This is a genomic window from Aeribacillus pallidus (assembly GCF_050478865.1).
Classification (GTDB): domain Bacteria; phylum Bacillota; class Bacilli; order Bacillales; family JACDOC01; genus JACDOC01.
Window position 1 is genome coordinate 1 of record NZ_JBCNBW010000005.1, and the last position, 23469, is coordinate 23469.

Annotated in this window: 20 protein-coding genes and 2 riboswitches; of the genes, 3 read left to right on the forward strand and 17 right to left on the reverse strand. The window is 38.1% G+C overall.

Annotated elements, in window-relative coordinates; translation table 11 throughout:
* Positions 1 to 154 precede the first annotated feature (154 nt).
* The 4 genes from ABES52_RS01360 to ABES52_RS01375 all read right to left on the reverse strand — a co-directional run bounded on the left by ABES52_RS01360 (position 155) and on the right by ABES52_RS01375 (position 4193).
* Positions 155 to 802, reverse strand: coding sequence for a methylthioribulose 1-phosphate dehydratase (locus tag ABES52_RS01360; protein ID WP_429648167.1), 648 nt, complete (start codon positions 800 to 802; stop codon positions 155 to 157).
* On the reverse strand, positions 799 to 1461 hold the full coding sequence (locus ABES52_RS01365) for a 2-hydroxy-3-keto-5-methylthiopentenyl-1-phosphate phosphatase (RefSeq protein ID WP_429648169.1): 663 nt from the start codon (positions 1459 to 1461) through the stop codon (positions 799 to 801). The genes ABES52_RS01360 and ABES52_RS01365 overlap by 4 nt, the downstream gene beginning before the upstream one ends.
* The gene (locus ABES52_RS01370) at positions 1458 to 2687 is read right to left on the reverse strand and encodes a 2,3-diketo-5-methylthiopentyl-1-phosphate enolase (protein WP_429648171.1); all 1230 of its coding nucleotides are present in this window, start codon (positions 2685 to 2687) and stop codon (positions 1458 to 1460) included. Before ABES52_RS01370 ends, ABES52_RS01365 begins: the two co-directional genes overlap by 4 nt.
* A gap of 72 nt (positions 2688 to 2759) precedes the next feature.
* A riboswitch (SAM riboswitch) is annotated at positions 2760 to 2907 on the reverse strand.
* A gap of 98 nt (positions 2908 to 3005) precedes the next feature.
* A complete protein-coding gene (locus ABES52_RS01375) occupies positions 3006 to 4193 on the reverse strand; it encodes a pyridoxal phosphate-dependent aminotransferase (protein ID WP_429648173.1) in 1188 nt (395 codons plus the stop codon).
* A 159-nt stretch (positions 4194 to 4352) separates the two neighbouring features.
* Between ABES52_RS01375 and ABES52_RS01380 the strand changes: the two genes are divergently transcribed.
* Positions 4353 to 5135 carry a carbon-nitrogen family hydrolase gene (locus tag ABES52_RS01380; protein ID WP_429648175.1) on the forward strand — a complete coding sequence of 261 codons (783 nt, stop codon included), beginning with the start codon at positions 4353 to 4355 and terminating at the stop codon, positions 5133 to 5135.
* Positions 5136 to 5181: 46 nt separating this feature from the next.
* Here the strand turns inward: ABES52_RS01380 and ABES52_RS01385 are convergent, their stop codons facing one another.
* From ABES52_RS01385 to ABES52_RS01395, 3 genes are all read right to left on the reverse strand, one after another.
* Positions 5182 to 5760, reverse strand: coding sequence for a DUF2087 domain-containing protein (locus ABES52_RS01385; protein ID WP_429648177.1), 579 nt, complete (start codon positions 5758 to 5760; stop codon positions 5182 to 5184).
* A 118-nt stretch (positions 5761 to 5878) separates the two neighbouring features.
* Positions 5879 to 6358 (reverse strand): methylated-DNA--[protein]-cysteine S-methyltransferase, encoded by a 480-nt coding sequence (locus tag ABES52_RS01390; RefSeq protein WP_429648179.1) that lies wholly within the window; start codon positions 6356 to 6358, stop codon positions 5879 to 5881.
* Between the two features lie 12 nt (positions 6359 to 6370).
* Positions 6371 to 8548 carry a PAS domain-containing sensor histidine kinase gene (locus ABES52_RS01395; RefSeq protein WP_429648181.1) on the reverse strand — a complete coding sequence of 726 codons (2178 nt, stop codon included), beginning with the start codon at positions 8546 to 8548 and terminating at the stop codon, positions 6371 to 6373.
* Between the two features lie 434 nt (positions 8549 to 8982).
* Here ABES52_RS01395 and ABES52_RS01400 point away from each other — a divergent pair, with 434 nt between their 5' ends.
* Positions 8983 to 10740 (forward strand): B12-binding domain-containing radical SAM protein, encoded by a 1758-nt coding sequence (locus tag ABES52_RS01400; RefSeq protein ID WP_429648183.1) that lies wholly within the window; start codon positions 8983 to 8985, stop codon positions 10738 to 10740.
* Positions 10741 to 10781: 41 nt separating this feature from the next.
* On the opposite strand, the gene ABES52_RS01405 is transcribed toward ABES52_RS01400, so the two are convergent.
* The 3 genes from ABES52_RS01405 to ABES52_RS01415 form a co-directional block, all read right to left on the reverse strand.
* Positions 10782 to 10934 (reverse strand): protein YkzE, encoded by a 153-nt coding sequence (locus ABES52_RS01405; protein ID WP_429648185.1) that lies wholly within the window; start codon positions 10932 to 10934, stop codon positions 10782 to 10784.
* Positions 10924 to 11088: a protein YkzP gene (locus ABES52_RS01410; protein WP_429648187.1), complete on the reverse strand. Its 165-nt coding sequence runs from the start codon at positions 11086 to 11088 to the stop codon at positions 10924 to 10926. The genes ABES52_RS01405 and ABES52_RS01410 overlap by 11 nt, the downstream gene beginning before the upstream one ends.
* A 107-nt stretch (positions 11089 to 11195) precedes the next feature.
* Positions 11196 to 12551, reverse strand: a complete 1356-nt coding sequence (locus ABES52_RS01415) for a TrkH family potassium uptake protein (protein ID WP_429648189.1) — start codon at positions 12549 to 12551, stop codon at positions 11196 to 11198.
* A gap of 458 nt (positions 12552 to 13009) precedes the next feature.
* Here ABES52_RS01415 and ABES52_RS01420 point away from each other — a divergent pair, with 458 nt between their 5' ends.
* A complete protein-coding gene (locus ABES52_RS01420) occupies positions 13010 to 13210 on the forward strand; it encodes an alpha/beta-type small acid-soluble spore protein (RefSeq protein WP_429648191.1) in 201 nt (66 codons plus the stop codon).
* A gap of 20 nt (positions 13211 to 13230) precedes the next feature.
* On the opposite strand, the gene ABES52_RS01425 is transcribed toward ABES52_RS01420, so the two are convergent.
* From ABES52_RS01425 to ABES52_RS01455, 7 genes are all read right to left on the reverse strand, one after another.
* Positions 13231 to 14346 carry an anti-sigma factor domain-containing protein gene (locus ABES52_RS01425; protein ID WP_429648193.1) on the reverse strand — a complete coding sequence of 372 codons (1116 nt, stop codon included), beginning with the start codon at positions 14344 to 14346 and terminating at the stop codon, positions 13231 to 13233.
* Entirely contained in the window at positions 14343 to 15092 is a 750-nt protein-coding gene (gene sigI, locus ABES52_RS01430; protein WP_429648195.1) for an RNA polymerase sigma factor SigI, read from the reverse strand. Before sigI ends, ABES52_RS01425 begins: the two co-directional genes overlap by 4 nt.
* 113 nt (positions 15093 to 15205) lie before the next feature.
* Positions 15206 to 16375, reverse strand: coding sequence for a DUF5667 domain-containing protein (locus ABES52_RS01435; protein ID WP_429648197.1), 1170 nt, complete (start codon positions 16373 to 16375; stop codon positions 15206 to 15208).
* Positions 16376 to 16586: 211 nt separating this feature from the next.
* Entirely contained in the window at positions 16587 to 17342 is a 756-nt protein-coding gene (locus tag ABES52_RS01440; RefSeq protein WP_429648199.1) for a TerC family protein, read from the reverse strand.
* A 67-nt stretch (positions 17343 to 17409) separates the two neighbouring features.
* Positions 17410 to 17555: riboswitch (yybP-ykoY riboswitch) on the reverse strand.
* Between the two features lie 48 nt (positions 17556 to 17603).
* Entirely contained in the window at positions 17604 to 19145 is a 1542-nt protein-coding gene (locus tag ABES52_RS01445; RefSeq protein WP_429648201.1) for an aldehyde dehydrogenase family protein, read from the reverse strand.
* 13 nt (positions 19146 to 19158) lie between these two features.
* A complete protein-coding gene (locus ABES52_RS01450) occupies positions 19159 to 20253 on the reverse strand; it encodes an SDR family oxidoreductase (protein ID WP_429648203.1) in 1095 nt (364 codons plus the stop codon).
* Between the two features lie 80 nt (positions 20254 to 20333).
* Positions 20334 to 23396: an efflux RND transporter permease subunit gene (locus ABES52_RS01455; RefSeq protein WP_429648205.1), complete on the reverse strand. Its 3063-nt coding sequence runs from the start codon at positions 23394 to 23396 to the stop codon at positions 20334 to 20336.
* Between the last annotated feature and the right edge of the window lie 73 nt (positions 23397 to 23469).

Sequence of the window (23469 nt, forward strand, 5' to 3'; positions counted from 1 at the left end):
CTTGCCCGCGGAAAACGTCCGCCACAAGCGAAATGGATAAATATCAACAGTATCATTTAACAGACATTCATGCCAATTGCCATTGGCACATCGATGAATAAAATAACAGCAAAAGTTATCCACAGTTATTTTAGGGTAGAGCCTTAAAATTAAATTAAAGAGCTAATTTAGAAGAAGCAAAAGAAACGTTCGAGCGAACTTGGTGTAACGCTAATTGATATTGAAACAAAAACTCGCAAGCTTCTAATATTTTTTTTGCTTCAAACCCATTTTTGCCCCAAGTGGTAATCCCGTGATTACGAATTAACACCGCCCCTTTATCTGCTGATACGTGTTGACTAAATTCTTTCGCAAGCCTTTTTAGATCGGCATAATTATAAATAATCGGAATGGTTAACACGGCGTCTTCTTCCCACATGTCAAACGCTTTAATTAATTCTTGGCCACTAAAAGAAATATGACCTTGATTTCCGTATAATTCGGAAATCACATTGTTAGCGATGGTGTGCACGTGCAAACTGCATCCAGCATTTGTTTTCCGATAAATCTCGCAATGAATCAACGTTTCTGCTGATGGACGTAAATGCGTTTTTTCGACCGCTTTTCCAAATTCATTGACGAGTAAAAAGTCTTCATCGGTCCGCTTGCGCTTATCTTTACCGCTTGCTGTTACATAAAATAAGAGAGGGTCATCCGTCACTTTGATAGACAAATTTCCACTTGTCCCCATAAACCAATCCCGTTCCGCTAATTCATCTTTGATATCAGCTAACTCGTTCCATTTTTCTTGAAAGATGGTCATATGTTCACCTCCAACAACTGTTCAATAACATAAATACAATCAAAGAAATTTTCAAACGGGGCATGAGGAAGCTCATGCTCTCTACATTTTTCTAACAATAATCCTCTCGCTAAAACAAAATCGGCTAATTGGGCAGCTTTCCAATCGGTGATGGAATCGCCAATAACTACTCTGTAGGTTGAATTTTGACTAATGGAACGAATAAGGGACGGTTTACAACAACCGCACCCACCTAAACAATCGTCATCACATGGATACGGCCACTCAATTCGAATCGTATCTCCAGTAAAATTTCCTCGATTGCAATAAATGTTGGTAATCCCTTTATAAGGGGACAGTAACGGATTCACGAAAAAGTCGATACCTCCGCTTACAACATAGAAGGGAATATTACGTTTGTTGGTAAAGTGAACAAATTCAGCAAACCCTTCACGAATCGTAGCTTTTTCTAACAAATATTGAACAATGTCCTCTTTTAGTGACGTAGGAAGAAGGGAAAACATTTTTCCAACTCCTTCTTGTATGGACATTTGTTCGGATAGCACCGCGTTTTTTAACGATTCCCAAGAAGAAGGGGCAAATTGTTCCATGAGGGAGATTATGTTGTCCTGTTCAGTAATCGTTCCATCAAAATCACAGAATATAGCTATAGAACTCATGATGATGTCACCTCCACTGTCCCCCAAAGGGATAACGCTTCTTGCAATTCTGGATGCTCATTTGCTGCTTCCTGTAACGGCTTATTTTGCAAAACAGCCTCTATCGCTTGTCGAAACGCCCTTCCACCTCCTTGTGCTCCTTGTGGATGACCATGGATGCCACCACCTGCATTAATGACTTGATCATACCCAAAATCATGGATTAGAGCAGGTACCAAACCGGGATGAATCCCTGCCGATGGGACCGGGAATGTACGTTTATACACGTGATTTTTCACTAATTCATCTCTAATGTGGAGCGCTTCCTCTTTTTTGAGCGCAACCGAACCATATGGAGATGGAAAGAGGGAAAAATCTGCTCCGGCATAGCGCAACAACTTTCCAAGTAAAAGAGAATGGGACAAACCATAAATGAGGGAAGAAGTCAATGCTCCGCTAAAAGCAGGATGTGCCATAATTGGGACGTTCACTTCATCGTCTTCAGTTAGCTGCTGTAAAATATCCAACCCATACGTAAATACATTGAATAACAACACATCTGCCCCTAATTCAGATGCACGTCTCGCCCGGTCAATGATGTCTTTTGTCCGACCAGAAAGATGAACCGCATACCACGTTCGATGTCCTGTTTCTTCATACACATGATTTAGCACCTTCTTCCCTTCAACAATCCGCTGTTCAAAAGGCGTAAGGTCATTTTGGAACAAAATTTCATCATCTTTTACTAAGTCCACACCACCAAGCGCTTGTTCTTTTAGTTGCGACAACAGGTATGGTAAGTCGCGGCCAATCACCCCTTTAAAAATGCTCATCACAAGTGGTCGATCCAATACTTGTAACCCTTCTCGAATTTTCTTGATTCCAAAACGCGGGCCTGGGAATGACGGAAATAATTCATCCGGAAACGATACATCCACTAATTTGATTTCTCCGTCTAATGAAAGCTTCCCAAACACAGTCGTTAAGATGGAAGGAAAATCGGTCGTAATATTAACGATAGGATACCCAATTCGGACATAACCAGTTACTTTTTCTGTCTCTCCTTTCTCAAGTCCAACTTCTTCCACTGAAAGAACTTCACCTTTGTGCTTTTTCAGTTGTTCTTTTTCAAGCAAAGGTAAATTCGTCCAAGAACCAACTGTCATACCAAGTGCAATCTGTTCGGCCTTTTTCAAAAACGAACCGGGCTTTCCCCTCATTTTGTAAGTAGCAATAAGATAGGACATCTTGCTCCTCCTTTTTCAAATCAAATAAAAAAACCTCTTCGATAAGAAGAGGTTGCGTTTCTATCCACCATCTTCTTATCTCTCAGCATAACGCTGCAAGAATTAGCACCGTGCCTTGCGGATGTTACATCCGGCGCCTTAAGCGCCCCACCTCGCGATGGTATTACGGTCGGTTGCCGGGTTTCATCGGGCTCGTCCCTCCACCTACTCTTGATAAGAAATTCTTACGTATTCAATTTTCATATAATTTAAATTAATTCGAATTATGCCATCTCCTAGAAAAATTGTCAATATTTTTTTCACCAATTATCTTAATTGCTACGATTTAAATAAACGGAGTGCATCCATTCGTTCAATGGCTTCCACTAGTCGTTTTTCTTCTGCTAACAGTCCTACACGCACGTACCCTTCCCCATATTGTCCAAATCCAACTCCCGGAGCCACAGCGACATGAGCTTTTTCTAATAACAATTGGAAAAACTCCATAGAAGTATAGCCATTCGGCACATTCAGCCAGGCAAAAAAAGTGCCTTTCGGTTGAGTTACATTCCAGCCAATTTGATGAGCAGCTTCAATCAACGTATTTCTCCGTTTTTCGTACGTTTGTACCAGGTCTCTCACCGCCTGTTGGGAGGAAAGAAGCGCGTGGGCGGCAGCTTCTTGAATCGCACCGAAAAGACTCACATACATATGGTCTTGATATTGCTCAAGAGCTTGAATGACGGAGCGATTGCCAATTGCAAAAGCGACCCGCCAGCCAGCCATATTGTATGTTTTTGACAATGTATAAATTTCAATGCCAACTTCTTTCGCCCCTTCTGCCTGTAAAAAGCTAATCGGCTTTTGTCCATCAAAGCCGATCGCTCCATATGCGAAGTCGTGCACAACACAAATTCGATGCTTTTCCGCTAAGCGTACCGTTTCTTCAAAAAAGCTGAGATCAGCGGTCGCCCCTGTTGGATTGTTCGGATAGTTTAAAAACATGAGTTTTGCTTTTTCAAGTACATGAGGATTTATAAAATCAAATTCCGGTAGAAATTGAGACTCTTCCCGAAGAGGCATCAACTCGTAAGATGCTCTGGCCATCGCTAGTCCAGATAAATAGTCTGGATACCCGGGGTCCGGAAGAAGGGCAATATCGCCAGGGTTTAATAGACAAATAGGTAATTGAACGAGTCCAGCTTTCCCTCCAAAAAGAACAGCCACCTCATGTTTCGGATCGATCTTTACCCCATATTCTTGTTTGTAAAAGGTCGCCACTGCTTCTTTCAAATAATCAAATCCTCGAAAAGGTGCATATTTATGATTCAATGGATTTTGAACCGCTTCTTGCATTTTTTCGACGATATGCGCTGGAGTTGGTAAATCAGGATTCCCTTGGCCTAAATTTATGACATCATGCCCTTGGGCAACCTTTGCGCTTACTTGTTTCACTAAATTAGCGAAAAATTGCTTCGGTAATTGTTGGATTATTTGTGATGGTTCATAAATAGTCAAATTTTCCACCTTCTTCACATTCCATTCGCTATTTTAATCAAGGTAACTCTTTTGCTTTTCATTTCTAGTGAAACATGATATAACGATTGTTAAGAAATGTAAAGAGCAAAAATTTATTATTTTTATACTTTTTAAACATACTTGAAGAAAATATGAGGAGGACAGAAAGTGAACTATCGACTTGCTTTATTCCAAATGGATATCCAATTGGGAAAACCAGAAGAAAATATAAAAAAATTACAAGAAAGTCTCCCTGTAATCGTCGAACAAGGCTGTGATATATTGGTTTTACCAGAACTTTGGACAACAGGTTACGATCTTTCGAGATTGCGAAATATTGTTCAAGAAGAAGGTGCCGATGTCCGGCAAATGATTCAACAGTTAGCAAAAATATATGGTATTCATATCATTGCAGGTTCGATTCCTTTTAAAAAAGGGGAAACGATTTCAAACACGCTGCTTGTCGTCAATCGAGATGGGGAAGAAGTGAAGCATTATAGTAAACTACATCTCTTTCAACTGATGGACGAACATAAATTTTTAACGAGTGGAGATACAGACGGTCTGTTTTCTTTAGATGGGGAGACATTTGCTGGGGTCATTTGTTATGACATTCGCTTTCCTGAATGGATTCGAAAACATGTATTACTTGGAGCAAAAGCAATCTTTGTCGTAGCAGAGTGGCCTTTACCACGACTGGACCATTGGCGTACCTTACTTCAAGCACGAGCGATTGAAAACCAATGTTTTGTGATTGCTTGCAACCGGGCAGGCAATGATTCTGCTAATACGTTTGCTGGCCATTCCATGATCGTCAATCCGTGGGGAGAAGTGATTGTTGAAGCAAGCGAAATAGAACAATGCATCTATGGAACGATTGAACTAGATGATGTAGAACGCATTCGTCAAAAAATTCCGGTATTCCAAGACCGGCGTCCGGAATTTTATTAATTATAAGATCGGCTGACGTTTCTATTTGAAAGTCAGCCTTCTTCACTTATTCAAGTGTTGCCCACATTTCTTTTGGATTCAATTCATAAATACCATTTTCCCGATACATGTAATGATTAATGATGAACTCACGACGAATGGTCGCATAGTCTTCATGAAACCTCTTAATATACTCATTAATTTCTTTTTCCTCGTACTTTCTTCCTATTTCTAGTCCTCGAATGATGTGTTCAAACACGATTAATTTCTTCTTTCGCTGCGCTGGAATAGCCTTTAATTTCCCTTCTGGTGTAAAGAAATTTTGAATAACTTTTTGCTTTTCCAATTCAAGTGACGTCATATCTCTTTCCTCCTTTTGTTTGGCTAACTGGAGGAGCGCCATTCCGTGGTGCGACAGGACGGAACGGTTTAAATGGTAATAAATCGTGTTTTTATCTCTTCGTTGGAATACTAAATTCACTTCTTTGAGCTTTTGCAGATGATGCGTAATTGTTGGTGCCGTTAAACCTAATTTACCGGCAATCGCCTGACCATGTAGCGGACCATTGGCCAACAATGTAACAATTCGAATGCGTGTCGCGTCCCCGATTGCTTTAAAAAAAGCAATAGATTTACCTAGCTGCATAACACCCCTCCTATTTCGATATATATCTAATTTGACAAATATCTAATTAGATGATAATAAAAATTATTTTAATTGTAAATATTTTTCAGAAATGTTCAAGAAATAAAAAGAAAGAGGCTTACTTTAAAGCCCCTTCCAACTGTAACAATATTCGTTTTTTCTCCACTTCTTTTCCGGCGTAACCGGTTAAAGCACCATTTTTTCCAATAACTCGGTGACATGGAACGATAATCGGCAACCGATTTTTTCGATTTGCTTGGCCGACGGCTCGGACAGCTTTTTCATTTCCAATCATCTTGGCAATGTCCTTGTAACTTCGTGTTTCTCCATAAGGAATCGCTTGTAACGCTTCCCACACTTTTTGTTGAAAAGGGGTCCCTTCGAAATGTATGGGGAGCTGGAACTGTACAAGTTTTCCTTGAAAGTATAAATCTAATTGACAAATGGCTTCCTGAATGATTGAATGGGACGGTTCATATATCGCCTCTTCCAACAGTTCCTTCTCTTTACCAAAAGTAATATCAGTTACTTGATGGTCGTTGACAAAGATGTATAATTCCCCAATCGGACTTGTCATTGTTGCATAATATCGGCTCATACGAAAAACTCCTTACATTGTTCCTGAATACGGTAAATATATGTGGAACGTTGTGCCTTTTCCCACTTCGCTTTCGACTTCTACTTTTCCATTATGCTCTTTAATAATTTTATAACTAACCATTAACCCAAGACCAGTCCCTCGATCTTTCGTCGTATAAAAAGGTTCCCCTAATCGTTTGATTTTATCTTCTGGTATGCCGACACCTTCGTCTTTAATGGATACTTTTAAGTAACCGTTTTGGTCATCGTTAATTGTAATTGTAATCGTTCCACCTTTAGGCATTACTTCAATCGCATTTTTAATAATATTGATAAACACCTGCTTTAATTGATTCGGTTCACTATAGACTTGTGGTAAATTTTTTGGAAAAGAATATGAAAACTGAACATTGTGCATCATTGCTTGTGCATTTAATAGATCAATCGTATCTTTCATAATTTTCGTGACGTCGGCATGAACAAATTGAACCGCTTGAGGCTTCGCTAAAATTAAGAATTCTGTGATAATCGTTTCAATTCGCTTTAATTCTGAAGTAATCACATCAAAATACATCGAATGATCATCGTTCATCTTATTTTGAAGTAATTGAATAAACCCCTTTAAAGCCGTCATCGGATTTCGAATTTCGTGGGCAATACCGGCAGCAAGCTCTCCAACAACTGTTAACGTATCTGATTTTCTTAATTGCTCTTGCATTTCAAGTTTTTCGGTGACATCGCGAATAACCGTATAGTTTAAATTCAACATGACATTTTTTTTCGATGATATCTCTAAATGACGCGTCTCGTTTTTGGATAACTTAAACGATAATAACATATCCGCCTGGCCGTTTTTTTCTAGCTCCACTTGGTAATGCTCGAATTTTTTCTTTTGCTTCGTACTTTTCGATAACCATTCTTGCAAATTTTCCCCGATCAGTTGTTCTTTTTCTTTTTGAAAAATGCGACAAATTTCAGGGTTAACATCGACAATTTGGAACTGTTGGTCCCATAATATCATTCCATCATTTGAACCTTCAAATATTTTTCGAAACCTCGCTTCACTTTCTCGCAATTCTTGCTCCATTCGATAACGTTCACTAACGTTACGAAAAATCGTCATATTGTAGCCATCAACGGAATGCATTTTCGATGTAAATTCTAAATGTTTTCTTTGACCATTCGGCATTAAAAACAACAATTCATCACGAATAGCTCCCTTTTCGTAAAACTCTTTTTGGATGGCCGCGTATTGTTCATCTTTCTGTTCTACATAATCCCATAGTTTCTTTCCAATTAATTCGTCTAAAGGAGTTTCAAATATACGAGAGGCAGATTCATTTGCTTTAATGATGCTCCCATCATGGTCCCAAAACACAATTGCATCAATGGCTTCTTCAAATAGATCTTTAAACAATTCCTCACTTCTCTTCAATGTTAATTCAATTTGTCGCTTTTCCGTAATATCACGTAAAATGGCCATATGAAACTTGTTGTCAACAATCGGACTTGCCGAATATTCAAAAATGGACATCCCTTTGGAATGGATAACAGGAATTTCCCCCCATGATTTTTGACGTTTTTTTAATGCTAGTTTAACTTTATTTAACCGTTGATGAAATGGTCGTGGAATGTACTTTTCTAATTTTTGGTGAATCAGTTCTTCTTTTGGGACTCCAAATATACGGCAAAAAATCGGATTGGCATCGATAATTTTTCCATGATGATCGAAAATGAGAATCGCGTCAGCTGCCTGCTCAAACATTCCTGTAAACAAATTGCGATTCAATAGCCCGATTTCTTCTAATTGTTTATTAAAGGAAATATCGCGTATGAAAAATAAATAGATAGAAGGATTAAACTTCACCGCTTTAATTTTTACGTATTTAATCGTTCCGTCTTGGCCTACATATTGCGCTTCTGTCTCAGCTTTATGATTTAAACTAAGGGAATCTTTAAATTGGTGCTTGAAAACAATAGACGGAAATTGAAACAGTCGAAAAAAATTTTTTCCTTTCCAATTCGATTCTTCCAATTGGAATAATGTAGAAAATGTTCGATTTCCGGATTGAATAGAAAATTCTTCATTGGTGGATATAATTGCTTCAAAAGTTTCATCTATCATTAATTGAAAAAAGGCAAGTTCTTGTTCTTTAGAACAAACTCCTGTATTGTGCATCATACTATCGAAGAAAGAATGTTTAATCAAAACTTTCTCTCCTTTCATATCATACGAATTCTCCGTTTACTACTGGAATGATTTGTAGAACTAATGGAAACAAATGATAAATGGGAGATGATGTTTTCATCTAACTCTACTCATTTATATATTCAACTTGCTAGACACAGCATAGGAACTTTTCACATTTGGATAGATGAATGGAATAGGAAAGAGAAATCTAGTGAATTCATCCGAGGAAGTGGAATGAACTAGAAAAGAATGTTTTAACTACTGGTCCTATTCACTGCAAATAGAAGTACAAAAACCGTTTCACATACAATATTCGTAAAAAACCTTCAGATTCCTGCTGTATTTTTGGAAGAAAATCCTTGTCTGAAGTCATACATTGTACTTTTTCTTTCCGTTCGATACAATAAAATGATGGAATAACGCATGAATGAACTAAAGGAGATTATGTCGGTATGAAAGTGGTGCTTAGTACACTGAACGCAAAATATATTCATATGAACATTGCCATTCGCTATTTGAAAGCATATGCCCAACCAGATTACGAGATCGAAATTGCCGAGTATACGATTAAAGACCCAGCGATGAATGTTGTTTCCGATTTATTTTCTAAGTCTCCCGATTTGATTGGATTTAGTTGTTATATTTGGAATATCGAAGAGACAATCAAAGTTATTAAAATGTTAAAAAAAGTGAATCCAAACTTGATCATCGTCCTTGGTGGGCCTGAAGTTTCTTACGATGTTCCGGAATGGTTAGAAAGACTTCCGGAAGTTGATTTTATCGTCATTGGCGAAGGGGAAGCTACTTTTAAACAATTATTGGATGAACTTCATGGCGAAAGAAACTTTGAGCAAGTGCCAGGTCTCGCCTACAGGAAAAAGGGAAAACCGGTGATTCAACCGCAAACGAATAAACTCGACTTACGGCAAATGCCATCCCCGTTTCGATTTAAAGAAGACATTCCGCATTTATCTAAACGGGTGGTCTACATCGAAACGAGCCGTGGTTGCCCGTTTCGTTGCCAATTTTGTTTATCCTCAATCGAAGTAGGAGTCCGCTACTTTGACCGGGAAAAAATTAAAGAAGACTTACGTTATTTAATGAAAAACGGTGCGAAAACGATCAAATTTGTCGACCGAACCTTTAACATTAGCCGAAGCTATGCAATGGAAATGTTTCAATTTTTAATTGACGAACACGTCCCAGGAACCGTGTTTCAATTTGAGATTACGGCTGATATTATGCGCCCAGAGGTGATCGAGTTTTTAAACGAACATGCACCGCCTGGCCTATTCCGCTTTGAAATTGGTGTTCAATCGACGAACGACTTAACAAACGAACTGGTTATGCGCAAACAAAATTTTGAAAAGCTGGCTCGAACCGTTACGATGGTCAAAGAAGGTGGAAAAATTGCTCAACATCTTGACTTAATTGCCGGTCTTCCTGAAGAAGATTATGAATCGTTTAAGAAGACTTTTAACGATGTGTTTGCGCTTCGCCCGGAAGAACTGCAATTGGGCTTTTTAAAAATGCTTCGCGGGACAGGCCTACGTATTCGTGCGAACGAACACGATTATGTATATATGGACCACGCCCCGTATGAAATATTAAAAAATAATGTGTTAAGTTTTAAAGACATCATCCGGATTAAGCAAGTAGAAGATGTTCTTGAAAAGTATTGGAACGACCATCGGATGGATGAAACGATCGAATTTTTAGTATCAAAAGGTTTTGCTACACCGTTTGACTTTTTCCAACAGTTTGGTACGTATTGGGATGAACAAGGCTGGGCCCGAATTGGCCATCAACGGGAAGATTTATTTAAGCGTCTACATCAGTTCTTATCTGATAATCAATTTAACCAGCTAAATATTGTCGAAGGTTTAATGAAATACGATTATTTAGTTAACTCACGCTTCCGGCCTCGTAAGCCTTGGTGGGAAAAAACTTCTGCTTCTGACCAACGATCACAAGTGTATAAACAAATTGCCGAACACCCTGAACTACTCGGGGAAAAATTCGTTCAATTTGAACTGACAGAAAAAGATTTACACAAACATACGATTTTGGAAGAAATTCCGTTTGACTTAGCCCACTATTTAAATTCGAAAGAAATCATTCTAGAACCGTCCATCCTGCTTGTTTATTATGACCCATCAACCGGACAAGCCGAAGCGTTTACAAGTCAACATACCTATCTTTCCTTATAAAATAAAGGGAACTTCCAATAGTCGGAGGTTCCCTTTACCTTTTACTCTTTATTTTCAACATTTTTTTTCGTATCTTGTTTATTTTTCCTTTTTTCTTGTTGAAGAAACAGTTCATATTGTTTTACTGCATTTATATCCCCAAATTCAATTCCAAATTCTTCTCTACTTGATGTTGAGGACTTTCTATTCCTCATGTCCTGCCCTTCCCTTGTTCGAATTGCGATTCGCTCCTTTGGCTGGAGATTCACCAAGAGCAAATTCAGCAGAAAATTCTGTTTCCTGTAAATTTTTGTTTGGCGTTTTATTATGTTTTTCAGCTGCGTCAAACTGAGCTTTTCGCTTCGTCATATTCTCTACTCCTTTACTAATAAAATCATTTATAGTTTTTTCATTCACAGGCTCTTCATACGGAAAAAGCAGTCACTTCCTGAAACAGGAAATCACTGCTTCATATGTTATCCAATAATGATTCTTTCTTTTGGATAATGGTAATGAACTTTTTTCTCTTTCCCTCCGATCATGAACATGAAGGATAATATTCCTACTCTACCAATAAACATCAAAGTCATTATTACCCACTTACCTGTAGTGGAAAGGTCTTGAGTAATCCCCATTGATAATCCTGTTGTCCCGAAGGCTGAGGTTACTTCGAAAATGATAGCCACTAACGAATGATTCTCGGTAATCGATAAAATAATGACGGAAATGGCACATAAAATCATAGCTAGTAACGTAACAGCTAACGATTTTAAGATGTCGTTCTCATGAATTTCTCGCTTAAAAATTTTAATATGGCGATTGCCTCTTGCAAAGTGAAATAAAAATAGCAGATTAAGCGCAAACGTCGTTGTTCGGATTCCCCCTCCGACTGAACTTGGGGATGCCCCAATAAACATTAATCCACTCAGTAACAATTGAGTCGCCTCGGTTAGTTGATTCATATCCACTGTTGCTAAGCCACTGCTTTTCGTAGTCACAGATTGAAACAACGCATAAAAAAGTGCTTCATGCCATACTTTATCCGCAAAGAATGCCTTATATTCGAACAAATAAATAAGGACTGTCCCCAGTATAAATAAAACGAAGTAAATAAGGGTCGTTAGCTTTGTATACAGTGAAAAATGATATTTGCCATTTTTGTGACGATTCATTAAAAAGTCTTTTGTTTCAATTAACACAGGAAAGCCTATTGAACCTAAAATAATTAAAATAATCGTGACAAATTGGACAAAATAATCGTTCGCAAACGGAATTAACGATGCACCTGTAATATCAAACCCGGCATTCGTCGTGGCACTTACGGAGGCGAACAAACCATGCAAGAAGGCTTCTTTCCATGTTGAAAAATAATTCCTGAAATGAAGACCTAAAATGAGAGCTCCTATCAATTCAATCAAAATAATTATGTAAAAAATTTGTTGTAATAAATGAACGAGCCCTGATAATCGAATTTGGTTTTGATCGGTCATAATTAATCGACGTTCACGAAAGCCTATCCTCTTCCCTAACAAAAGCCAAAAAAGCGTACCGAGAGTCATTATTCCGACTCCACCAAATTGCAGGACAAACATTAAAATAAATACACCTGTTGTATTAAACGTATCAGCAACCGAAATGGTTGATAAGCCTGTGACGCTTACAGCACTAACTGCTGTAAATAATGCGTCTAAAAAAGTCCACTCCACTCTCTCTTTATGGGCAAACGGTAAACTAAGGAGACCCATGGATACAGTAATTGCTAACAAGTAATAGGATACGATAAGTTGTGCCGGTGTTAATTGTCTAAATCGTAAATGGAGACTTTTCCACATCTCTACTTCCCTTTCAATTGTATTCATTTCATTATCTTAATGAAAAAACGCCCACTTGAAAAGGGCTCAATTAAAATCATTATGAAACATGCGTGTCGAACGTAAAGCGATGTATCAAGGTAATGTATTTAATGATTGGTATCAAGAATAATGCGATAAAATTCCACAAAAAAGCCCATGACTACCAATTCAATTACACAATCAGCTGATTCCTAAAGTAGGATACGTAGGGACATTCTGAAACATTTCAAGCCAATTAAATATTCCGCTGGTATATCCTTTCATTCTCCTTTACGTCATTACGATTATGTTGACCAATTGATGAGGATTTTAACGCTTTGAACGATATGTTTTGGTTTCTTCACAAAGAATTACCAATCATGTGAACCGTATTTTTCCCCATACTACTAATAAGAGTGATACGATCATTCTTATATCAAGTAAAGGAGTGTCAATTAATGACAAGTCGAAATAAATTATTAGTTCCTGGTGTGGAACAATATTTAGATCAAGTGAAGTATGAAATTGCCCAAGAATTTGGTGTACAACTCGGCTCTGATACCGTATCAAGAGCGAACGGATCAGTCGGTGGGGAAATTACGAAACGATTAGTGAAGCAAGCTCAATCGCAACTTTCCGGTCAATACCCGCAACAATAAAAATAAAGCTGACAAAAGGGTTAATCTCCCTTCTTGTCAGCTGTTTCTATGTTTTCCTTTTGTTCTTTTTTGTCTTCTTGGCTTTCATTCTCTACTTTGTCATGCTTGCTTTTTACCTTTATCTTTTCATTCATCTCTTTTTTATCTAATCTTTGTAGCCTCTTCTGTTCTCTCTTCTCTTGTCTCTCTAGTCTCTTTTGTTCTCTTTTCTCTTGTCTCTCTAATCTCTTCTGCTCTCTTTTCTCTTGTCTCTCTAATCTCTTTTGTTCTCTTTTCTCTTGTCTATTTATTGTCTTTTGTTCTTTTTTTTCAATTTTTTCTTTCCAACGCTCTTCTTTTTGCTTCCAGTCGTTTTTCGGTGTATTGTTCTTTACTTCATGCTTTAGAGTAGGTTGAATTTCTTGCTGAATTTCTATTTGTTTCCCTTTTTCTTTATTTGGTTCTTTTAATTTTTCTTTCACAAATGAATTAGCACGATTAGAAGTAGGTAATTGAGTTTCTTTTTTTTCAACTACATATGTTGTAGGGCTTACCCCTTTTTGCACCGCTTCTTCACGTTCTTCTTTTGTAATTTGGACAATTTCAATCGGTGTTGTTGCATTTTGTTTGACTTGTTCTAATTTTTGATTTAAGTCGAGCAAAACATTTTCGTCTTTAGCAACAATAACCGATCCAACAATCACTTCTTGATTCGTCGTTAAAAATCCAAGTTCTTCGCTTTCTTCAATAATTTTTTTCGAAACTTCCAACACATCTTTATGTTTCCAATCATGAATGCGACTCAATACCGTCGAACCATCATTGTTATATGCGATTACATCAACAACTTCTAATGAGCCATTAAGTGCTAGTTCAATACTAGGATTTATGTCAATCGTTACATAAGCGTACACTTTTTGACTGGAAAAAGAGGAAAAGGCCATTACTGAAAACACGAGTACTAGGAGGGCTACAATCGGTGCCAATATTTGTACAGTAGGAAGTGAAAATCCCCATTTTTTCTCCTCATAGGGAGTAAACAAAACTTCCTTCCCAACAACATGATCAAATTCTCTCTTTCCTTTAACAAACTCCCCTGTAGGAGTTAAAACGACTATGTATTGATCTTTTAAATCTACGATGATTCCCTTTTTCATCCATCCATCCGCCCTTTTATATATTCCAATAAATACACATAATCACCCGATAAAATAAGTGCGATTGCGATAATATATTTCCTATTTCTTTCAATCGTTTTCCGACTGACGCTAACAAGTTGCTCTAATTCTTTAATTGGCAGACGTTGATGTTGAAACAAGTAATTTTTCAGATTTTCATGGGCCATTAATGTTTTTGCAACTTGAATCGCATTCATGCGGGCATCTTCATGTTTTGGTGAATTTTTTACTAAATCATCAAAAGTAAGCCCGAAACGGAGAAGATCTTGCTGGTATCGCAAAATTTCTTCCCTACGAATTTCAATTTCGCGATTTTTTTCGAATTCTTCGATCGATAATCGATCGACAAGTGTCGAAGGAGCTTGTTCATCTTGCACTTCTTTTCCGTTTATTTCTAAATGTAATGGCTGATGCTTCCCATGTTTTCGTAAATAGTCAATGACTTTTCGTTTCACAATAACTTCAGCGAAGCTTAATAGCGACGCACCTTTTGTATGCTCATACTTTTGAATGGCCTCATGGAAGGCGATGAGGCCGATGCTAAACTCATCATCACTTTCATTAATATATCGTTTACATACTTTTGAAACCGCTTTCTTTACAAAAGGTTTGTAATCTGAAAGCAATTGATTTAATAATTCATCATTTCCATTTTGAATTTCTACTGCTATTTCCTCTAGCGTTTTCTTTTTCTTTTTCTTTTTGAACAACAATAAACTTAGCATCAGCCTCACCTCACTTCCAAATGCCATTGTATCATGAATTCACAAAGGTTTGGCAATAAAGATAGCCGTATTTTTTTACGGCTATCTTTTGATGCTAAATATTTGTTGTTCTATTATTCACGCTCATCCTTTTGGTCGTCGTCATCATGTTCATCCTTTTCATGTTTTTCCCGTTTCTTTTCTTTCATTATTTCATGCTTTTCATGTTTTTTATGTTTTTCGTGCTTTTCGTGTTTTTCGTCATGTCGTTTTTCCTTCTCACGATGCTTTTCATTTACTTTCTCTATTACTTCTTCTTTTTTCTCTTTTACTTTCACTTTTACTTCTTCTTTCATTTTTGCTTTTCCAGTCTCTTTCTCCGCTTTCTTTTCTTTTTCAGTTGAGACGATTGCGTTGGTTGTTCCTTCTACTTGTTCAGTTACGTCCTTAGTCTCTACTTTTTCTTGAACTGTGTCAGTAGCTACCGTTTGTTCTTCAGTAGGATTATCAATAGCTGTTGGTGTTTCATTTACGTCAGATTGAACTTCTTTCACATCGATATCAATATCAATAATATACCCATATTTTTTATACATTTTTTGGTATGTTTTCAAAATATTTTTTTGTAAAGCTTCTTTTGCTTTTGGATTTTTCACTTTTTCCATTGCAAGGGTTAAAGCGATAATGTTGTTTCGCATCACTTGATCATATGTATCTTCTACCTCTTCAGCTGAAGATGCATCATCTGAATCTTCTTTCTCTTGAACCTCATCTATTGTAGTTGTATCATCTTCTGCCTCGTCTTCATTTTCTTCAACGGTGTCGTCTGTTGCTTCGGAATCAACATCTTCTTCTACATCTTCCTCGTTGACCATGCTTTCAGACTCTTTAAGTAAATCCATCGCAACTTGGAGTGATTCTAATGCCGCTTCTTCATTCCCTTCGCTCATTAACTTTTCAGCTTCAGCTAGCCGTTCAAAAGCAAATTTTGCGATTAATTCTGCTTCCTTCTCTTGATCAAACGTAAGAGCTAGTTGAATTTTTTCTAGAGCGATTTTAACAAAATAGAAGAAATCTCCTGGGACTAAATCTGGATTCGAAGTTTCTAATTGATCTTTTACGTCAGCCGCATCCTCCATCATTTTTGATATGTCAATCGTTTCAAAATTATCGAAGCTTTCATTTTGTTGACCATCATTCGCTAAAGTTGTTCCGTTTCCTTCTGCTTGTACAAGAACATTGGAAAAAGCAAATGTTCCCGCAACAACAAGAGCTAATGAAGATTTTTTCCATAACGATTTCATGATTTATACCACCTCAACATTAGATTTTGCGGCCGCATTCACTTATACGTTACGGAATAAACTATTTTGGTCTGGGGGTGTTATAAAAAATATTTTACAAGTTCGTTTTAATCCACCCTCAACCTTTATTTTCAGTAACGGTGCAATTCTCGAGGGGAACGAAAAGCTGTATTTTCGAACAAAATAAAAAGAGCCCTAAATCAGGCCCATTTTAGTATGATTTGCTTGTATTCATTTTTGTTTTAGAACGAAAATAGCCTCCAAATGCGATAATGGCTAGTACCGTCCAGAATATCATTTTCCATTCGAACGATTCTGGTACGTGTTCGTTAATAATGTGCAGTTGTGGATGAGATAAAGTAAGAACAGCAAGTTTTACTCCTACCCATCCGACGATAAGAAACGCGGACGTTTCGAGTCCAGGATATTTGTGCAGCAAATTGACAAATACATTAGCCGCAAATCGGATGATCACAAGACCGATAATCCCACCTAAAAACATGACTAAAAATTGTCCACCATCAATCCCACCGACGCTAAACCAACCAGTTGGTGTAAGTGTAACCGCCAAGGCAACGGCGGCAAGAATGGAATCAACAGCAAAGGCAATATCGGCTAATTCAACTTTCAACACTGTCATCCAAAATCCAGATTGGGATGAAGTTTTTTGTTCTGCATTTTTTCCGTTTTTACTCAGTAAATGTTTCATCGAGATAAACAAAAGATACACGGCACCAATTGCCTGCACTTGCCATGAGTTGACTAAAAACGAAATCAAGAACAAGGCGGCAAATCGGAAAACAAACGCACCAACTAATCCATAAAAAAGAGCTTTTTTCTGCTGCTCTTTTGGCAAATGTTTGACCATAACGGCCATTACGACAGCGTTGTCTGCAGCTAAAATTCCTTCTAAGCCAACAAGGACAAGTAAAACCCAACCATACTCCATCAACATCGTCACATCCATTTTTCCTTCCCCCAATAATGATTATTGAATTTTTGATGTACACGCATACTAGAACGTTTGTCCATGAAGGCAATATAAAAAGACCTTTGCCTTCATGGCAAAGGTCTTGCTAGACACACTGTAGTGCCAACAAAGCCGATGGGAAACTCCCATGAAATGACGACTTTGTTTTAGGTACAACTGTACCTAACGCTACTCCCCTTTGACGATCAACACGTCCTTATTAACCTATTTAAATTATACACAATGTATTCCAACTTATCAAGAGTTTTTGGTCATTTTTAACAAGGTTAGATAATCTTTTATAAAGCCAAGCCAATTTCTCTTTTCCCCGAAATAATGGCGGAAGAGAGATAAAAAGAGTTCATATTTCCCATTATACGGATACCATTGAATTTCCGAGGGTTTTGTCCCTTTATCAACCATTACTGATTTTGTATGACAAAACGTTAAAATACCGATAGTTCCATGATAACGACCGATACCGCTATGTTTCACCCCACCAAATGGTAAATGATGATTAGCAACCGAAACGATCACATCATTAATGACCACATTTCCAGCCACTAATTGCGAAGCGACACGTTTCGCTTTTTCTAAATCTTTTGACCAGACACTCGAGTTTAACCCATAATCCGATTGATTCGCTAATTGAATCGCTTCTTCTTCAGTTTCAAAAGGAATAATCGGTAAAATTGGACCAAAAGTTTCCTCATTCACAATATCCATATCCGTCGTTACATTACTTAATACCATTAACGGTAAAAACATCGTTCCATCCCATGTTTCTGGTGGTGTTCCTGTTTCTAAGGTAGCACCTTTTTGTAACGCATCTTCCACATGCCGTTTGACGATTTCGACTTGATGCAGATACGTCATCGCCCCAATGTCATCATTCGGTCCCGTTCCTCTCTTCAAGTTAGCGACTTCTTTTTTCAACATTTGGACGAATTGAGGAAGAATGGACTTATGAACAAATAGACGCTCCGTACTCATACATACTTGCCCGCTATTGGTAAATGCTCCCCAAACCGCCCCTTTCACTGCTCGTTCAAGCGGAGCATCTTCAAAGACGATCATTGGGTCTTTGCCTCCAAGTTCTAACGTTGTTGGTATTAAATGCTTTGCCGCAACTTGCTGAATGATTTTTCCGGTACGCACAGAGCCTGTAAAGAAAATATAATCCGGCTTTCCTTCAGTAAGAGCGGCGCCTACTTCTTTTCCTCCATGAACCACTTGAACGACACCATCTGGAAATCCAGCAATATGAAATAACCGTTCAATTTCCTTTCCAACGAGAGGAGTGACTTCTGATGGTTTTAACAAGACCGTATTTCCGCTTACAAGTGCACTTAGCATCGGGACCATCGATAAATTCATTGGGTAATTCCAAGGGGAAATGACCAAAACCACGCCCATCGGCATGTACTCAACATACGATTTTTTTCCCCATAACATGAGTGGCGTTTTCATTTTTTGTCGCTTTAAGACGTGTGGTGCTTCTTGTTCCAAATGTAAAATCGCATCAATCGTTGGCATCACATCAGCCGTAATGGCTTCCGTTAATGATTTTCCGGTATCTTTTGAAATCACTTGGGCAAGATGATCCATTTTTTCGGTCATTACGAGGCGTAACTTTCTAAAATAAGCTAACCGATCTTTTAAAGATAGTCGGCTCCAATCACTGAAAGCATTTCTCGCCTTTTCATAAATCGGATGAATTTCTTCCAATGGTGTTTCGACAACTTCAGAAATTTTCTCACCGGTAGCTGGTAAAATCGTTTCCATCAAGTTGGTTAACATATCGGTCTTCCTTTCATGATACATGAATATGAAGCTGTGGATTGTCATAGTTTTTTTGATAAAAGGCGACAAGAGCTGGGATAATCTCAGTAACGCTTGGGCATCTTATGGTAGTTGATTGTAAATCAGTCATCGCTTGCGTGCAGTCAAATAAGCCATTTCCAACAAAATAGTCGATAGCCTCTTTTTCTACTCGTAAATGTTTTCGAATTGCGGGTATGTGTAATACCCATTTCCCAACGAAAAGGGGAATTTTCCCGTATGGTCGTTTTCGAAGCAATTCTCTCATCAGTTGCCGATATAATTCGGAAACAGCAATTGGATTGGGATTTGTTAAATGATACGTTTTTCCGATCCCAATTGAATTTGTCCCTAGAAAATAAGCTGCATCGATTACATAATTGTAAGGAACAAGATTCGTTTCCGTTGTTTTAATACCAATTTGAGGAAGAACAGGCAAACGTCGAAGCGCAACTAACATATTTAAGACCATATACGGACCATCAAATTTTGCCGTTTCTCCCGTTTCCGAATGACCAACAACGATACTCGGACGAAAAATGGTGACCGGCAATTCGCTTTTTAACGGCTCGACAATACATTCAGCTTCAAATTTCGTTCTTTCATAATAATTACGAAAAGAGGGGGGAGTGATGAGCTCCGATTCGTAAATCGTCCCCTCTCTTGTACCAGCGACATAAGCCGTTGAGAAGTAGTTGTAACGTCTTATTTTTTTACATTTCCTTACTAATTCGTTGACATTTTCCGTTCCAGTTACATTCACTTTATATGCGATATCTTTCGGTACAGCTAAATCATAAATGGCAGCTAAATGCCAAACAACCTGTACTTCATTGACTAGCTTATCGTACACGTCCTCAGATAATCCTAATCGATTGAGCGAAATGTCTCCCTCTAGTAATATAAATTGACTGGCTGAAAGACTCAAATGCTCAACAATTTGTAAAATTTCTTTTTTGCCTTTGTCCATTAGATGTGGTTGACATAGCAAATACATTTGGACATTCGGTTGATGTTGGGCAATTTTTTTGATTAACCGAGCGCTCAAAAACCCTGGAAATCCTGTTAACAACACCGTCTCTCCCATCGATTTCCCCCTTCATCCAAACTTCCCATTACAATATATTTCCTTTAATTGCGCCTTAGTCATAGATGGGACTCAATTTTTTATGCTTTCTTCATACGTCTTGTTTCTTTATCAAAGAAACTATACACAATCGGGATGATAAATAATGTAAGGAACGTACTACTAATTAATCCACCAATGACGGTAATTCCCATTGGTTGGTTAATTTCTGTTCCTTCACCAATTCCTAATGCTAATGGAAGAAGCCCTAAAATCGTTGTTAAAGCTGTCATTAAAATAGGACGAGCTCGAACTTGAACAGCTTCGACAATAGCTTCTAAACTGTCCAGTCCAGCCGCTTTTCGCTGTTGAATGTAATCGACAATGACGATGGCATTGTTAACGACAATACCGGCTAACACAATCACCCCAATGATTGCCGAGATACTAACAGGTGTCCGGGTAACGGTTAACGCAATCGCCACACCAATAACCATTAATGGAACGGTAAACATGATGATAAATGGATACTTAAACGATTCAAATTGCGCGGACATAACTAAGTAAACTAGGACAATGGCTAATCCCATCGCTAACAACATGTCATCAATAGAACTTTCCAATAATTCACGATCCCCACCAAACGTAATCTCCGTTTCCGGTGATAAGTTCAATGCAGCAATTTTTTTATCAACTAGCCTAGAAATTTCGCCAAGGTTCGTCGTTGATTTATATTTCAACGTGAATTGCACAGCATCCTGCTGATTGATCCTCTGAATGTTCACAGGGCCTTTATCAATTTCAATGGAGGCAATTTCCTCTAACGGTACAAATTGACCAGATGAGGCTTTTAATTCGATTGCTTTCAAGGCTTCAACGTCTTTTGTAAAAGCATCATCATATTTCACGGAAATACCATGCACATTTCCTTCTTCGTCCACAATTTGTGTTGCTTGAACCCCACGGGTAATATTATTGACGGTTGTCGCCACTTGGGCTGGGACAAACCCATAGTTTAAAGCTTTTTCCCGATCAACCGTAATTTGTACTTCGTCTACTTTATTCATTACATCGGTTGTAATTTCATTTACGTCTTTTAAGTCCACTAACGCCTCATAAATTTTTTCAACCGATTCGTTCAACCGTTTTTTGTTTGTATCTTTCACGCTAAACGATAACGTTTGTGAGGCATTACCTGAGGTTGATTGCAAATTAAAGGAAAGCTCCGCGCTTGGATGTCCAGAAATCGCTGCTTTTTCCAATTGTTCTTTTACATCATCAACAAATTCAAATGTAGAACGTTCCCGCTCATCCAATGGCTTCATTTTCACATAAATTTCAGCAATATTATTTTGACTTGTTCCCCGGAATGATTCTTCTTGTGTGGAACCGATAAGGCTTACAAGTACGTCAATATCGGATTCCTTTTTTAATACGTTTTCGACTTCTTTCACCACTTGTTCTGTTTCCGAAAACGCTACACCATCCTCTAACGATACTCGTATATTGAAATAACCTTCATCGGTAGCCGGTAAAAATTGCATTCCAACCGTGGAAATTCCGTAACCCCCAGCAACTAATAACGAAAACGTAACGAACAGCACGACAAACCGATGTTGAAGTGCCCACCGTACAGAGCGTTCTAATTTTTTCAACGGCTTCGATCGTCTTCTCCGTGCTTCCTCGTTTCCTTTTAACGGTTTCAACCAACGGCTAGCAAGCATCGGAACTACAGTTAAGGCAACGACTAATGAAGCTAATAAACTAAAGGCAATCGTTAACGCAAACTCCGAAAACAGTTCACCAATTAATCCAGTGATAAAAGCTACAGGCAAAAACACAGCAACAGTTGTTAATGTGGAAGCCGTAATTGCACCGCCTACTTCTCTTGCACCATCTCGAGCCGCTACTTTTGGATCTTTCCCCATAGAAAGGTGTCGATAAATATTTTCAATAACGACAATCGCGTTATCAACGAGCATACCGATTCCTAAGGCGAGTCCACCAAGCGTCATGATGTTTAACGAAAATTTGGCGAAATACATAAGAACAAACGTGACAACCACTGAATACGGAATGGCGACTCCTATAATAATTGGACTTTTCACACTTCGTAAAAAGAAGAACAAAACAATCATCGAAAAAGCGCCACCTAAAATAAGCGCATTACCGATGTTTCCAATGGATTGCTCAATGTACTCTCCTTGGTCAAATAATAGGTCAGCTTTAATGGACTGAAAACGCTCCTCTTGTAACAGTTCATCCAATTTTTTCTGGAATTGTTTCGAAACCTCCGCTGTGTTTGCATCCGATTGTTGAAGAACATTTACTAACACAGACGGTTGCTGATTCGTACGAGTGATCGTTTCCTGTTCTTTCGATACCAACTCAACGTTCGCTACATCGTTTAACCGAATCGTTTCACCTGTGACAGGATTTTTTGTCACAATCAGATTTTCAACATCTTCAACGGTATGTAACAAACTAACGATACGTGTTGTTAGCTCTTTGTCTTGGGATAAAACCGTATTACCTGGTAAAGATATTTGATTCGCTTGAATAACATTGACAATATCACTTTGCGTTAATCCATATGTCTTTAATTGGTCTTGATCAATGAGGACCCGAATTTCTTCCGTGATTGTTCCAGACGTCGTTACACTCGCGACACCATCTACTTTGGAGAGTTCAACTGTTAATTTCTCCGCTAAATCTCTTAACGATGCCTCGTTCTTTTCTCCCCGTATGGATAATTGAATAATCGGAAATTGGGACGGATCAAATTTTAAAAAACGAGGTTTCACCTCATCTGGAAGAGGGGTTTGGTCCAACCGCTGCAACACTTCATTTTGAATATCATCAATCGATGTATCCCATGTAAACTCCATTAAAATAAAGTTCGACCCTTCTTGGGAAGTCGATTGGATATTTTTAATACCTGGTAATGTTGCTAAATTCGCTTCTAATGGTTTCGTCACTTTTTCCACAACTTCCGTCGGGCCTGCACCTGGGTAAGTAGCTACAACGACCCCTACCGGTGGACTAATATCAGGAATCAGTTTTAACGGTGTTTTCAATAAAGATACCGTCCCCAAAATTAAAATAAAAATCATTGTGACCATCGTAAAAACCGGTCGCCTAATGGAAAATTCACTTATCTTCAATTTATGTACTCCTTTCTAGCTTTGACCAATTAGTTTAATTGATGAACTACATAGTTTTACTATATAACACGGA